The sequence below is a fragment of the Marinobacterium iners genome (assembly GCF_017310015.1).
GTDB lineage: Bacteria > Pseudomonadota > Gammaproteobacteria > Pseudomonadales > Balneatricaceae > Marinobacterium > Marinobacterium iners.
This window is the reverse complement of the sequence record NZ_CP022297.1, coordinates 1,895,024-1,909,432: the sequence shown is the minus strand read 5'-3', so window position 1 is coordinate 1,909,432 and position 14,409 is coordinate 1,895,024. Positions and strand designations below refer to the sequence as shown.

Sequence of the window (14,409 nt, the reverse complement as noted above, 5' to 3'; positions counted from 1 at the left end):
CATGGAGCTTTCTGCCCTTACCGCCGTATCCCCGGTTGATGGCCGCTACGGCAGCAAAACTGCCGACCTGCGTGCTGTATTCAGTGAATTCGGTCTGATCCGTTTCCGCGTCCAGGTCGAGATCCGCTGGCTGCAGCAGTTGGCCGCCCACCCGCAGATTGTGGAGGTTCCGGCGCTGAGTGAAGCCGCCAACGCGCAGCTGAACCGCATCGTGGACGAATTCGGTATCGAGCATGCCGAGCGCATCAAGGAAATTGAACGCACCACCAACCACGATGTTAAAGCGGTCGAGTACTTCATCAAGGAGCAGATCGCCGACAACGCCGAGCTGGCCGCGATCAGCGAGTTTGTTCACTTCGCTTGCACCTCGGAAGACATCAACAACCTGTCGCACGCACTGATGCTGCGCCATGGCGTTGAAGTCACCCGCAATCAGATGCAGCAGGTAACCGATGCCATCGCGGCGCTGGGGCGCGAACACGCTGACCAGCCGATGCTCTGCCGCACCCACGGCCAGACCGCCTCCCCCAGCACCATGGGCAAGGAGATGGCTAACGTTGCCTACCGCCTGCAGCGTCAGCTGAAGCAGATCGACAATATCGAATACCTGGGCAAGATCAACGGTGCCGTAGGCAACTACAACGCCCACCTGTCTGCCTATGCCGATATCGATTGGGAAGCCAATGCCAAGTCCTTTGTCGAAAGCCTGGGGCTGAGCTGGAACCCGTACACCACTCAGATCGAGCCGCATGACTACATCGCCGAGCTGTTTGATGCCGTGTGCCGTTTCAACACCATCCTGATCGATTTTGACCGTGATGTGTGGGGCTACATCTCGCTTGGTTTCTTCAAGCAGAAGACAGTCGCCGGTGAAGTAGGCTCTTCCACCATGCCGCACAAGGTTAACCCGATCGACTTCGAAAACTCCGAAGGCAACTTGGGTATCGCCAATGCGATCATGCAGCACCTGGCCAGCAAACTGCCGATCTCCCGCTGGCAGCGTGACCTGACTGACTCCACCGTACTGCGCAACCTGGGTGTGGGTTTTGGCCACAGTCTGATCGCCTACCAGGCCAGCCTTAAGGGGATCAGCAAGTTGGAAATCAACGCTGCTCGCCTGGCTGAAGACCTGAACAACGCCTGGGAAGTGCTGGCCGAGCCGATTCAGACCGTGATGCGCCGCTACGGCATCGAGAAGCCCTATGAGAAACTGAAGGACCTGACCCGTGGCAAGACCATGAACCAGGCCACCATTCAGGACTTCATCGACACGCTGGATATGCCCCAGAGTGCGAAGGATGAACTCAAGGCGCTGACGCCATCACTCTACACTGGCAACGCCGCGGCTCAGGCCAAGCGCATCTAAGTTGTTTCACGGGGCCTTCTGGCCCCGTTTTTGATTCCATCACAGTCCAGTCTTTTACAGGTGCAGGTATGGAAACACTGCTCGCTACCGATAATCACCCCATCCGATATGTCAGCCTGGGCAAGGGCCAGCCAATTGTGTTTCTGCATGGCTGGACCTCCGGCGCTCGCGAATGGCTCCCTTTCGCCTCCGAGCTGGCCGAATCCCATCAAGTGTTTTGCTGGGATGCCCGTGGACACGGCACCCATGAACCTCCACCGTGCGATCAGATGGCGATCAGCCAGATGGCGGCCGATCTTGACCGTCTGCTAACCGAACATGATCTGCGCGATGTGGTACTGGTGGGCCACTCCATGGGTGCTCTTATCAGCTGGGAGTACATTCGCAGCTATGGACTTGGACGCCTCGGTGGCCTGTGCATAGTAGACCAGTCCCCCAAACTGGTTACCGATATCGACTGGCCTCTGGGTATCTACGGCGACTTTGATTACGACCGCAACCAGCGCTTCCTGCAACGACTGGAGCAGGACTTCGCGGAAGGAGTGCTGGAATTGGCAGCACACGGCCTTAACCGACGCAGCCGCGAGAACTATGAAGCCAACTCGCGAGGGTTTCAGCAGATGCGCGACTATCTGCGCGGACTGAACGCACCGGCACTGACTCGGTGCTGGGATTCACTGACACAGCAGGATTACCGCGACCTGCTGCCACAGATCGACCTGCCGACTCTTCTGATCTACGGTGACAGCAGTCAGTTCTACAGCTCAGAAGTGTCGCAATGGGTTGAGGCTCAGCTGCCGTTCCCCGAACTGCATATCTACCCCAAGGCGGATCACTCACCACATCTGTGGCATAAAGAGCGCTTTGTGCATGACCTTAAACACTGGTGTCGACGACTGTGAGTCTGATACGCCCTCTGTTACTTTGTCTCACCCGCCTTGCCCCCTATAATGCGGCTCAATTCTGTTTGTGAGGCACCGCATGCTCGACAATATCCGTATCATCATGGTTAACACCTTTCACCCCGGCAACATCGGTGCTGCGGCCCGTGCTTTGAAAAACATGGGCCTGAGCCAACTCTGGCTGGTTGACCCCATCGAGTTTCCGCATGCAGAGGCTGAATCTCGTGCAGCCGGTGCCAAGGATCTGCTCGATAATGCCGTGGTCGTCAAGACCGTCGAAGAGGCCATTGCCGATTGTCAGCTGGTGATCGGCACGAGTGCCCGCCAGCGCAGCTTCGATCAGCCTTTGATGGACGCCGAAGCAGCCGCAGCCATGATGGTGGATGAGGCCCGCAGCGGCCAGATCGCCATTCTCTTTGGCCGCGAAACCATGGGGCTGACCAATGAGGAGATGCTGCTGTGTAACCGCCATCTTTACATTGATGCCAATGAAGACTATCCGGTACTCAACATCGCCCAGGCGATACAGCTGGTCACCTACGAGCTGCGCCGAGCCTCTCGTGGTGCAAAAGCCGTAGCCGAGCCTGCACCCTATCCACGCCAGGGTGAGATCACCCTGTTTTATGAACATCTTGAAAAGGTGCTGCGTCGCACCGGCTTCATCATCCCCCAGCATGAGGGGCGAGTGATGGACAAACTGCGCCGTTACTTCAATCGCACCCGCCCCGAAAAGGCCGAGTTGGGCATGTTGCGCGGCATTCTGACTTCGGTTGAAGAGGTGCTGGAGCGCGAGAAGCACTGAACCAAAGTCGACTTCGGTGCCAATGCACCACTCTGTCAGACTGAGGTCTGCAATCAACAAGGAGAGATCAATGAGCCATTCACACAGCCTGCTTGAGCTGGCTGCTCAGGCCGAAGCCCTGCGCAACGGCCTGCAACAGACCGCTCGCGACTACGAACAGTTCGAGTTTAACGTTGACGGTGTGCACAGCTGCATGGCGCGTATTCAGAAGTGTATTCGTATGGTCGGTAACGACCGTCAGGCCGCACTGGCCAATCGCGACAAGCGCAAGGTGATGGCTGAGCTTGAAGATGCGGTCACTGAAATGGCGGAGCTGCTTAATCTTGATCACTGAACTGAATTGGGGCGAGCTAAGCCCTGAAATCTTTCTGCGTGACTACTGGCAGAAAAAGCCCCTTTTGATTCGTAACGCCTTCCCCGGCTTCCAACCGGCAATCGATGCAGATGAGTTGGCCGGCCTGGCATGTGAAGATGATATCGAGTCACGCCTGATCATCAATGATCCAGCCAGCGGGCACTGGGCACTTGAGCACGGCCCTTTTGCACCCGAACGCTTTGCTGAGCTGGGTGACGCCCCCTGGACTCTGCTGGTACAGGCCGTGGATCACTGGGTGCCGGATGTTGCCCCGCTGCTGGAGGCTTTCAACTTCATTCCTCAGTGGCGCCGCGATGATCTGATGATCAGTTACGCCAGTGATGGCGGTGGTGTGGGACCGCATTATGACAACTATGATGTGTTCCTGCTGCAGGCAGAGGGCGTGCGCCGCTGGGAAGTGGGTGGCCTGTTTGGTGAAGACTCCCCTCGACGTGAAGATACTCCGGTCATGATCTTGCCTGAATGGCATGCCGAGCAGAGCTGGGAACTGAATCCGGGGGATATGCTCTACTTGCCGCCCCGTGTGGGTCACAACGGGGTGGGTGTGGGTGATGGCTGCATGACCTGGTCGATCGGGTTTCGCGCCCCTTCCCATGCAGAGATCTTGCGTGGCCTGACCAACACGCTATGCGATTCACTCAGTACCGACTTGCGCTACACCGATGCTGACCTGGCATTGACTGCCAAACCGGGTGAAATTGATGCAGCCGCAATTGCGCGCCTAAGCTCAATCCTGCAGCAATACCTTGGCGACCCTGACCGACTTGCACACTGGTTTGGTACCTTCATGACTGAGCCAAAGTACCCGGAGCTGACCGGAAGTGATGAAACCCTGACAGCAGCCGAGTTGGCTGAAGCACTTGAGGAGGGTGCGGAACTGGTGCGTGCAGAAGGGGCACGACTGGCTTGGCATCAGAACAGCGATTCCAGCCTGACCTTGTTTGCGGATGGGCAGCCTTTTCCTGTTTTCGCAGTTGCAGCAAAAAACCTAGCGCAGCAATTGTGTCTTCATCACAGGTTTAGACCTTTGTTTGATGACGAGACAGCACCGCTGCTGCTGGCATTACTCAACCAAGGTAGCCTGTATCTCGAATAAGCGGCATCAAACTCTCATTTCAACTCTAAAGGCCATTCTTTCACGAGTGGCCTTTTTATTTCAGATCGACTTTGGTCGTAAGGAAATCCACCATAAGTCACTGATATAGCAAATTTTTACTGAGAATGTAGTGAGAATTTTTTAGATTTTTTAGATATAAGACAGATAACCAAAATAACTTAAAACCCGTGTAAAACACGTTTTTATTGACTAATACCAAAGTGGCTAATCCTTAAGTTTTAGGCACTCAAACCACGGTAATTACTGGGGTTTTAGAGTTTCAGACTCGTTTTCCTATTGTAGTTTAATTACAGCCGAAAAAAGGTTTCGAATGTAGTGAGACTACATTTTTGTTGCTGTGCACAAAATCATTTTGACACCCTCACAGCATGCGCCCATTATTCGCTTCAACAAGGCACTGCCACTCCAGCGGAATGACAGCGCCGCAAGATCTGGAACGGGGTCACCCGATCCAACATTACCTAAACACAAACACTGTGAAGGAATGACCATGTCAGCTTACAAAAACGAGATCGATGCCATCGCTACCGTCCGCGCTGCCGCCGGCAACACCTGGGAAGCGATCAACCCTGAATACGCGGCTCGCATGCGCATTCAGAACCGTTTCAAGACCGGTCTGGATATCGCACGCTACACTGCCAAGATCATGCGTCAGGATATGGCCGAGTACGATGCCGACAGCTCTCAGTACACTCAGTCTCTGGGTTGCTGGCATGGTTTCATCGGTCAGCAGAAGCTGATCGCAATCAAGAAGCACTTCGGTAACACCAACAAGCGCTACCTGTACCTGTCCGGCTGGATGATTGCCGCGCTGCGTTCCGAGTTTGGCCCGCTGCCCGACCAGTCCATGCACGAGAAAACCTCTGTACCGGCGCTGATCGAAGAGCTCTACACCTTCCTGCGCCAGGCTGATGCCCGTGAAATGGGCGGACTGTTCCGCCAGCTGGACGACGCTCGCGAAGCCGGTGATGCAGCGAAAGAAGCTGACATCCAGGCTCAAATCGACAACTTCCAGACCCACGTTGTGCCGATCATCGCCGACATTGACGCCGGTTTCGGTAACGAAGAAGCCACTTACCTGCTGGCCAAGAAAATGATCGAAGCCGGTGCCTGTGCGATCCAGATCGAAAACCAGGTATCTGACGAGAAGCAGTGTGGTCACCAGGATGGCAAGGTAACCGTTCCGCACGCCGACTTCCTGGCCAAGATCCGCGCCGTACGCTACGCATTCCTGGAGCTGGGTGTTGAAGACGGTGTCATCGTTGCCCGCACCGACTCTCTGGGTGCCGGCCTGACCAAGCAGATCGCTGTAACCAACGAACCGGGCGACCTGGGCGACAAGTACAACAGCTTCCTGGATGGTGATTACATCGACAGCGCAGCTGACATCGACAACGGTGACGTGGTTGTGAAAGCCAACGGCAAGCTGCTGAAGCCGAAGCGCCTGGCCTCTGGCCTGTTCCAGTTCAAGAAAGGCTCCGGTGAAGACCGCGTGGTTCTGGACTGCATCACCTCGCTGCAGAACGGTGCCGACCTGCTGTGGATCGAGACCGAGAAGCCGCACGTAGGCCAGATCGCTGCGATGGTTAACCGCATCCGTGAAGAAGTACCCAATGCCAAGCTGGTGTACAACAACAGCCCGTCCTTCAACTGGACGCTGAACTTCCGCCAGCAGGTGTTCGATGCGATGGCTGAAGCCGGTCAGGATGTATCCCAGTACGACCGTGCCAACCTGATGAGCGTTGAATACGACGAAACCGAACTGGCCGCCGTTGCTGACGAGAAGATCCGCACCTTCCAGGCTGATGCAGCCCGCGAAGCAGGCATCTTCCACCACCTGATCACTCTGCCGACTTACCACACCGCGGCCCTGTCTACCGACAACCTGGCCAAAGAGTACTTCGGTGACGCTGGCATGCTGGGCTACGTGGCTGGCGTACAGCGCAAGGAGATCCGTCAGGGTATCGCCTGCGTTAAGCACCAGAACATGGCAGGCTCCGACATGGGCGACGATCACAAAGAGTACTTCTCTGGTGACGCTGCACTGAAAGCCTCTGGTAAAGACAACACCATGAACCAGTTCTGATCTGGTCTCATAGCCCCTTGCAGATCAAGGGGCTATGAATAAATAATATTTCGTGTCCCTATTGTGTCCCGAAATATTACAGAACCGCGCCATTCTTCCCCGAGATGGCGCGGTTTTTTTGCCTCTCCTCTCTTGGAGATGAGCAACCGCTTTGGACACAAACTCCCGACCAACCTGAATCACAACCGAAAAGTGTTCATCGGTCATGCCATTCAGAATCCACTCAGAAGCATATCCGTTTGCTGCGAGCCCACCTGTGAGGTTGAACTGGCTATAGTTTCCCGGACACACAGACGCAGGTAATATCACCTGCCTATCAAGGTGTGTGTCATGAGTCAGAAAAAGAGCAATTCCTATACAGCTGAATTTAAAGAAGCCGCGGTCAAACTGGCGGTGGAGTCTGATCAACCGGTCGCTCAAACCGCTCGGGAGCTGGGTGTAAACGTCAACACGCTGCATACCTGAATCAGCAAATTCCACGGCAAGCAGGCGAGTGATTCAAACGGTGTGGTCGACGACAAGCACCTTTATGAAGAGCTGAAGCAGCTTCGGCGTGAGAACGCCCGACTGAAAGAGGAGCGCGCGTTGCTAAAAAAGGCGGCTGCCTTCTTCGCCAAAGAATCGAGCTGAGGTACGGCTTTATCGAGGCGCATCGGGACAGGTTTAGTACTGCCCTGATGTGCCGGGTATTTGAAGTCTCCCGTAGTGGCTATTACGAGTGGCGCACGAGACCGCCCAGCCAGCGTGCCCAGGAAGATCAGGCGTTGAAGGCCAGTATTCGCAAGCATCATGAAAAAAGTCGCGCAACCTACGGAGCACGGCGTATTCAGAAGAAGCTGGCTGAGGACGGCGATACCATCAGTCGACGTCGAGTGGGTCGATTAATGGATGAAGAGGGCCTCGAATGCAAAATGCGGCGCAAGTTCAAGGCGACCACCAACTCGAAGCACGATAAACCGGTAGCCCCGAACCTGTTAGACCGGAATTTCATGGCATCAGAGCCTGATCAGGCCTATGTTGGTGACATTACCTATATCCCGACACGGGAGGGTTGGCTGTACTTGGCTGTTTTCATTGATCTTTGTTCACGCGCAGTCGTCGGGTGGTTGATGGATAGCCGGATGCCGGCAGCGCTGGTGAACAATGCACTGACGATGGCAATCTTTAAGCGCCGACCTGAAGCTGGCCTGCTGGTTCACAGCGACCGCGGCAGCCAGTATGCCTCGGATAGTTTCCAGGGCTTGCTCAAGCAGCATAAGTTCAGGTGCAGCATGAGTCGCAAGGGGAATTGTTGGGACAATGCCCCGTCAGAAAGCTTCTTTCATACGCTGAAGACCGAGCTGGTGTATCACGAGGACTTCAAGACGCGAGAGGAAGCGAAGCAGGCCATCTTCGAGTACATCGAGGTGTTTTATAACCGGGAGCGACTGCACTCCAGCAACGACTATATGAGTCCGGCGGACTATGAGTCGATGCTACGAGCAGCTGCTTTAAAAAGTGTCCGGGAAAGTGTTGCCAGATCATAAACGCTTCAAGGAGCAGATGGAGTCGCTGATGCGCAGCGGTCTCATTGAATACACTGAAGTACCAATTGAGTACACGGTGAAACCGCGCAGTCATAAATACATTGCGCGAGACCAGCTCACCAAGCTTCACAATGCCGTCTTGCTGCATGCTTTCTTTCCGATGCCTAAAGTCATCAAAGGTATTTTCACCGCCCCTAGTGCACGTCTGGAGCATGCAAAGATCGCGTCACTATTACTTACTGATCGGAACTCGGTCGCTGGCATCGGGCTGTTGAGGCAGGAGGTACTGCGTTTCCTGGACGTCTTGGCATCAGATGCCGACTTATCAATCGATACACTGCCGAACCCTTTTCAAGAGCTTCCCCAGCTTTCATTCAATGGTGTGAGTAATGTTATGCAAGCGTTGCTGCTTCAGAGTGCAAGCCTGTCAAACGCCGACAGCATGATTGCCCACTACCTGAGCGATGACCTTGAAAAAGCCTATGCTTTCGCGGTTGATGTCGAATCAAACAACGAAATCGTCAACATCTATAAGCAGCGGATCCTCCAGGCATACACCGCCGCTTCAGAGTTCGACCAATTATTGGATCAGATAATCGATCATTAATGCTTTTTAGTGCATTGCACTTAGCCAGACTGGCTCTATACACACAAGGAGCCTGTTATGGATACCGTTCAGACACTTTTATTCTCTACCCGCTACCCTATTCCTGCCTGCCATCAACAACGTGCGTGCGCCATAGAACGAGCCATCGCACACGGCACCTCCTTCACCCAGCTTGGGGGCCAACGTATTGCAGCCTGCCCAGAGCTCATTCGATTTCGTTTGGGCCGACAGTGGCGCCTTATCTTCCGTGATACCCAGGGCCAACTCATTCCCCATCGTTTGATCTCGCGACAGGCCTTCGAGGTCGAACTTAAGCGAAGGCGCTAATCCAGCGCACCTATTAACTGTCTGGAGACAAACGTTATGAGCATTGTTGCTTACCAACCCAAAACGATAGATGCACTACACCCTCTGGTCGCGGCGACTGATTTTGAGCGCCTGAAATATAAAAACACTGCTAGTCATGAGGCTGAGATGACCCCGGAGGAATGGGATCTTGCGCAACGGGAGTATCAGCGTTTCCTCACATTGAAACTGCTGTATCCCCAGGAGGTCTTAGTCCCAACGAAGCAAGTGGACACTATTTGGCATGCCCATATCCTGGATACACGCGCCTACCGTATGGACTGCGAACGTCTTTTTGGACGCTTCATTGACCACTATCCGTACTTCGGGATTTACGGTGACGATGATTACCAAGCGCTGCAATCTGCATTTGCCAAAACCTGTGAACTCTACACTCGCCATTTTGGTGAATTACCTGACGAAATGGAGCATCAGGCGACCCGTTGTGCAGAACATTCGTGCCACGTACCCAGTACATGTGCATGCCGTGTTCCCGGCGCCTGCAAATAATCCAGGAGAGAAGATCATGTCCAAGAAGATTCGACCCCAGGATAACTCAGCGAATATCAACAACGCCAACAAAGGCAGCTCTGGCACGAATCGCCAATATGACCAGGGCCAAGGTAATCGCGGCAAGCAACTGAACCCGAATAAAAAGCCTTAAAGTCCTCAGCAACGCCGGCCCTTCGGGGTCGGTTTTGCACTCATGAATTCCTGTTTATCTTATAGCTATTTCTTCCAAGCCATTTACTTACTTTTTGGGACACCATATCAATCATGTTGGACTTACCCAAGTGTGTGGTAGACACTCATAGCCTAGGATTTGAGCATAGGCTTTCTACAGCCCCGATCAATCTTAAATACAGATCTTCCCAATCTGATACTGGGCAGACCTTAGTCTGCCCTTTTTTGTTTCATAAACATGACTCCCAACCCGGATATGTTCTGTTATTCTTGTGTCCTACCGTCACAATTTACAGCCAATAAAGATAATGACAGGGAGTGCTTCATGACTGACGCCATACCCACGCTACAGGATGCCCGGCTGGAGCTGGAGGATCGGGTTGCCGTACTCACGCTTGCACGCGATGACCTGCGCAACGCCCTGACCGGTACGGCCCTGATCGATGACATTGTCACCACCGTTGAATGGGCCAATCGCGCCCCTACAGTTTCTGTACTGGTGATTACCGGTGATGGCAGCGCGTTCTGTGCCGGTGGCAATATCAAGGAGATGCAGTACCGTGATGGTGACCACCGCCAGGGTCCCTTCGGAGGTGATGCACTCGAACTGGAACGCAAGTACCGTCAGGGTATCCAGCGCATTCCCCTGGCGCTGCATCGCGCCGAGATTCCCGTCATCGCGGCTGTTAATGGCCCAGCGATTGGTGCCGGCTGTGACCTTGCCTGCATGTGCGATATTCGGATCGGTTCCGAACGCGCCACTTTCGGTGAGACGTTCGTTAATCTTGGCATTATCCCTGGTGATGGTGGTGCCTGGTTTTTGCAGCGCTTGATCGGTTATCAGCGAGCGGCAGAAATCACTCTGACCGGACGCCTGGTTCACGCAGAGGAAGCGGTCGAGATCGGACTTATGCTGGAACAGGTGCCTCAGGATCAGCTGATGACGAGGGTCATGACGCTGGCTCGCCAGATGGCTGCCAAGCCGCCACAGGCATTGCGCATGAGCAAGCGCTTGATGAAACAGGCACAGCGGCACGAACTGCCGGACTTTCTGGAACTTTGTGCTGCCTGGCAGGGGATGCTGCACAACACCGATGATCATCAGGAAGCGGTGATGGCATTTGTTGAAAAACGTGAAGGCCTCTACAGAGGTCGATAAGATCTAGCGCTGCAGCAGGCGGTGAATGGTTGGCAGCATCTCTTCCACCGCCCGCTCCCCTTCCCTGATCGCTTCTTCTGCTCGGTAAAACTCCAGCAACCCAATATCGGCCAGCGGTGGCGACAGCAGGATATCGGGTGGATCCCCCGCCATGCGGCTACGTGTAATACGGTCCTGTATGATATTGATCGAGCCGGCAATGGCATCAAACATGCTCGGTGAATGATCCTCAGGCTCATCAGCTCCGGTCAGCCGGGTTGTATATTCGTCGACCAGCTCAGTTAATCGACCCATCACGCCATTGCGCGGCTTTTGTGTTTCGACCGGTTTAGGTTTATGCAGGTGGCGCCCGATGATATCGCCATTCAGATTGACCGCAATCACCACCTCAGCACCCATCGCTCGGCACAGAGATACCGGCACCGGATTCACCAGGCCGCCGTCTACCAGCCAGTGGTGATCATGACGAATGGCTGGAAACAGGCCCGGTAACGAGATTGAAGCCCAAACGGCCTGTAACAGTGAGCCCTCGGTAAACCATACCTCACGCCCTGTCTCCAGCTCGGTGGCTACCGCGCCATAGGCGCACTGAAGTGATTCAATATGGGTATCGTCATCAGAAATGTAGGTGTTCAGAAAGTGGTGGAAGCGTTCAGTATTGACGAAACCTTGACGAGAAAGATTCAGTTCGAAAAATCGAGCGGTCTCGAATCGGCTCAGTGAACGCACCCACTGTTCGAGGCGGTCGAGACTGCCACTTGCACAGGAAGCGCCAACCAGTGCACCAATTGAGGTGCCGCAAATGATTTCGGGCTTAATCCCTTCCCGGGCCAGTGCATTGATCACACCGATATGAGACCAGCCGCGTGCGGAACCACTCCCCAGTGCCAGGCCAATTTTCATGCGTGGATCTCCCTGTCATTTCGACATCAGTTAGACATGCTGACCCGCACAGTAACCTGAAGCCCAGGCCCATTGGAAGTTGTGTCCCCCCAGATGCCCGGTCACATCCAGACACTCACCGATGAAATACAGCCCCGGGGCCTTGTTGGCCGCGAATGTCTTTTGAGACACCTCAGCCGTATCAATGCCTCCAAGAGTGACCTCCGCGGTACGATAGCCCTCGGTACCTGAGGGTTTGACCTGCCATCGGTTGAAACGCTCGGCAATCTCGGCAATGCGTGCATTGCGGCACTGGCCAATCTCGTCGTGTATTTGCCAGAGATCGCACAACGTCTGTGCCAGGCGCTTGGTCATATGCTGTGCCATGAGGGTACGTACCTCGGCCTTTGGGCGCTCGTCACGTTGCTGCCTGAGCCAGTGTTCAAGGCCAGCCCCCGGCACAAGATCGATTTCAACTGCATCGCCGCCACGCCAATAGGATGATATCTGCAGAATGGCTGGACCGCTCAGGCCGCGGTGGGTAAACAGCAGGTTGTCATTGAATGAAACGCCGTTGCAACTGACTCTGACCGGCTGAGATACCCCTGCCAGTGGCTTCAGGTGCTCCAGCAGATCAGGCTGGAGTGTAAAGGGTACCAGTGCCGCCTGACGCGGTGTGACGTTGAGTCCGAATTGCTCGGCGATCTGGTAGGCAAATCCGGTGGCACCACCGTTGGGAATCGACAGACCACCGGTGGCAACCACCACCGATTCGGCAACAAATTGTCCACGGGATGTGCGCAACGCATAGCCACTGGTGGTGGGCTTGACTTCAAAGGCCTGGGTTTCGGTCATAATCTCAACCCCTGCCCATTCACACTCGGTCAGCAGCAGCTGAAGAATTTCCTTGCTGGATTCGTTACAGAACAGCTGACCGGGTGTTTTTTCGTGGTATTCGATGCCATGGCGGTCAACCAGCTCAACAAAATCAGCAGCCCCAAAACGACTCAGCGCCGATTTACAGAAATGCGGATTGTCACTCAGGAAGTTGGCTGCCGTGTTGTGTAAATGGGTAAAGTTGCAGCGCCCACCACCTGACATGAGAATCTTACGACCGATCTTTTTGGTGTGTTCGAGCAGCAGTACCCGACGGCCGCGGTAGGCCGCAATAGCCGCACACATGAGGCCCGAAGCACCGCCGCCGATTATGATGACATCCCGCTCAGACACGCCTTAATCGTCCTGTTCAGCATCGGGCTGGACGGCTTTGTCCTGGGGCTTTTCTTTGGCAGCATTGAGCTTGCGAATCTTGGCCGCCAGCGGCCCTCCATGACGGGTTCCCTTGCGCCCGGCGGCCTTGTCACGTTCCAGCGCGTTCTGACTGCCCTGCGCCTTCTCATACACGGACTTCTGTTTCTTGCGCTGTTCAAGTGCGCGCTTGCGCCGCGCTTCCTTGCTGGTCGGATCCGCAAGGCGCTCCTGTTTCTTGGGCTTACGCTCCAGTACGGTCATGAAGGCGCCGATCTTGCGTTGTTTTTTACCGCGACTCATCAGTTACTCTCCCCGGCTTCAGCGGCTGCCAGTGCAGCGGCTTCGGCGGCAGCCTGTTCGGCCTCAATTCGTTTACGTTCCCACTCTTCGACGGTTTCGAAGGTTATGGGGCCCAGCTTGCCTGCACGCAGCTCAGTGAGCAGGATTTCAGACGCCTTGTGGCGGTCGACAACACCACCTGGACGAAGGCAGCCTCGCTTGCGACCGATCTCATCCAATAGTGCTTCGCGCCCTTCGGGCAGGGTTTTGAGTTTATAGCGTTCCACCAATCGCTGCGGATAATCCTGCAGCATGAAGCCTGCGGCATAGGCCGCCACCAGTTCATGTTCTATGGCGGTATCCTTGATCGCACCGCTGGCGGCAAGGCGGTAACCGGAGTCTTCATCCTCGATTTTCGGCCACAGAATGCCCGGTGTATCCGACAACGCCATGCCGTTGTGCACACTGTAACGCTTCTGAGCCTTCGTGACGGCCGGCTCGTTGCCGACTTTGGCAATCTTGCGCCCAAGCAGTGCATTAATCAGAGTCGACTTGCCCACATTCGGGATGCCCATGATCATGGCACGTACGGGACGATCCTGACGGGTGCGTGCCGGCACCATCTGCTTGCACAGTTCCGGAATTCGCTTGATCAAAGCCTTCTGCTGCATATCCAGTGCAACTGCCGTGATCGCTTCGCGCGCATTGAAGTGATCGAGCCACTCCTGAGTCCGCACGGGATCGGCAAGGTCCTGCTTGTTCAGCAGCTTCAAGACCGGCTTGTTGCGCCGCAGCTGATCAACCAGCGGGTTTTCACTCGACATGGGCAGGCGGGCGTCCAGGACCTCGATCACCACATCGATCTCATCCATTACCTGCGCAATTTCCTTGCGCGCCTTGTGCATGTGTCCGGGAAACCAGTTGATACGTGACATTAACAATCCAGTGCTTGCAAATCAGGGGGCAGCATTATACCTGCAGGCCGTACTCAACCATACCTGCAGGTGCTTGCAACATGATAAAATTA

General features: G+C 54.9%; 15 protein-coding genes and 1 pseudogene. 12 read left to right on the top strand and 4 right to left on the bottom strand.

The window, feature by feature from the left end:
• Nucleotide 1 precedes the first annotated feature (1 nt).
• The 12 genes and pseudogenes from purB to CFI10_RS09065 all read left to right on the top strand — a co-directional run bounded on the left by purB (nucleotide 2) and on the right by CFI10_RS09065 (nucleotide 10,970).
• Nucleotides 2-1,366 carry an adenylosuccinate lyase gene (gene purB / locus CFI10_RS09115; protein ID WP_206841533.1) on the top strand — a complete coding sequence of 455 codons (1,365 nt, stop codon included), beginning with the start codon at nucleotides 2-4 and terminating at the stop codon, nucleotides 1,364-1,366.
• Nucleotides 1,367-1,434: 68 nt separating this feature from the next.
• The gene (locus tag CFI10_RS09110) at nucleotides 1,435-2,268 is read left to right on the top strand and encodes an alpha/beta fold hydrolase (protein WP_206841530.1); all 834 of its coding nucleotides are present in this window, start codon (nucleotides 1,435-1,437) and stop codon (nucleotides 2,266-2,268) included.
• A gap of 79 nt (nucleotides 2,269-2,347) precedes the next feature.
• Nucleotides 2,348-3,070 carry an RNA methyltransferase gene (locus CFI10_RS09105; RefSeq protein ID WP_206841527.1) on the top strand — a complete coding sequence of 241 codons (723 nt, stop codon included), beginning with the start codon at nucleotides 2,348-2,350 and terminating at the stop codon, nucleotides 3,068-3,070.
• Between the two features lie 70 nt (nucleotides 3,071-3,140).
• Entirely contained in the window at nucleotides 3,141-3,404 is a 264-nt protein-coding gene (locus tag CFI10_RS09100; RefSeq protein WP_091824175.1) for a hypothetical protein, read from the top strand.
• Nucleotides 3,394-4,542 carry a cupin domain-containing protein gene (locus CFI10_RS09095; protein ID WP_242530166.1) on the top strand — a complete coding sequence of 383 codons (1,149 nt, stop codon included), beginning with the start codon at nucleotides 3,394-3,396 and terminating at the stop codon, nucleotides 4,540-4,542. Before CFI10_RS09100 ends, CFI10_RS09095 begins: the two co-directional genes overlap by 11 nt.
• A gap of 511 nt (nucleotides 4,543-5,053) precedes the next feature.
• Nucleotides 5,054-6,649, top strand: coding sequence for an isocitrate lyase (locus CFI10_RS09090; RefSeq protein WP_206841523.1), 1,596 nt, complete (start codon nucleotides 5,054-5,056; stop codon nucleotides 6,647-6,649).
• 330 nt (nucleotides 6,650-6,979) lie between these two features.
• Nucleotides 6,980-8,175 (top strand): annotated as a pseudogene (locus tag CFI10_RS09085) (IS3 family transposase).
• A gap of 16 nt (nucleotides 8,176-8,191) precedes the next feature.
• Nucleotides 8,192-8,782: a hypothetical protein gene (locus tag CFI10_RS09080; protein WP_206841521.1), complete on the top strand. Its 591-nt coding sequence runs from the start codon at nucleotides 8,192-8,194 to the stop codon at nucleotides 8,780-8,782.
• A 57-nt stretch (nucleotides 8,783-8,839) separates the two neighbouring features.
• The gene (locus CFI10_RS19450; protein WP_425270438.1) at nucleotides 8,840-9,109 is read left to right on the top strand and encodes a ParE family toxin-like protein; all 270 of its coding nucleotides are present in this window, start codon (nucleotides 8,840-8,842) and stop codon (nucleotides 9,107-9,109) included.
• A 36-nt stretch (nucleotides 9,110-9,145) separates the two neighbouring features.
• Nucleotides 9,146-9,637, top strand: a complete 492-nt coding sequence (locus CFI10_RS09075; RefSeq protein WP_206841517.1) for a glycine-rich domain-containing protein — start codon at nucleotides 9,146-9,148, stop codon at nucleotides 9,635-9,637.
• Nucleotides 9,638-9,653: 16 nt separating this feature from the next.
• Nucleotides 9,654-9,791: an alpha-amylase gene (locus CFI10_RS09070; protein WP_206841515.1), complete on the top strand. Its 138-nt coding sequence runs from the start codon at nucleotides 9,654-9,656 to the stop codon at nucleotides 9,789-9,791.
• Nucleotides 9,792-10,136: 345 nt separating this feature from the next.
• On the top strand, nucleotides 10,137-10,970 hold the full coding sequence (locus CFI10_RS09065; protein ID WP_206841512.1) for an enoyl-CoA hydratase-related protein: 834 nt from the start codon (nucleotides 10,137-10,139) through the stop codon (nucleotides 10,968-10,970).
• A 3-nt stretch (nucleotides 10,971-10,973) separates the two neighbouring features.
• Here the strand turns inward: CFI10_RS09065 and rssA are convergent, their stop codons facing one another.
• Genes rssA through ylqF form a run of 4 tightly spaced genes read right to left on the bottom strand, consistent with a single transcriptional unit; the run spans nucleotide 10,974 to nucleotide 14,317 of the window.
• Entirely contained in the window at nucleotides 10,974-11,873 is a 900-nt protein-coding gene (rssA, locus tag CFI10_RS09060) for a patatin-like phospholipase RssA (protein WP_091824214.1), read from the bottom strand.
• Between the two features lie 30 nt (nucleotides 11,874-11,903).
• Nucleotides 11,904-13,082, bottom strand: coding sequence for a BaiN/RdsA family NAD(P)/FAD-dependent oxidoreductase (locus tag CFI10_RS09055; RefSeq protein WP_206841510.1), 1,179 nt, complete (start codon nucleotides 13,080-13,082; stop codon nucleotides 11,904-11,906).
• Nucleotides 13,083-13,085: 3 nt separating this feature from the next.
• Nucleotides 13,086-13,403, bottom strand: a complete 318-nt coding sequence (locus CFI10_RS09050) for a hypothetical protein (protein WP_206841507.1) — start codon at nucleotides 13,401-13,403, stop codon at nucleotides 13,086-13,088.
• Entirely contained in the window at nucleotides 13,403-14,317 is a 915-nt protein-coding gene (ylqF, locus tag CFI10_RS09045) for a ribosome biogenesis GTPase YlqF (protein WP_206841505.1), read from the bottom strand. The genes CFI10_RS09050 and ylqF overlap by 1 nt, the downstream gene beginning before the upstream one ends.
• Between the last annotated feature and the right edge of the window lie 92 nt (nucleotides 14,318-14,409).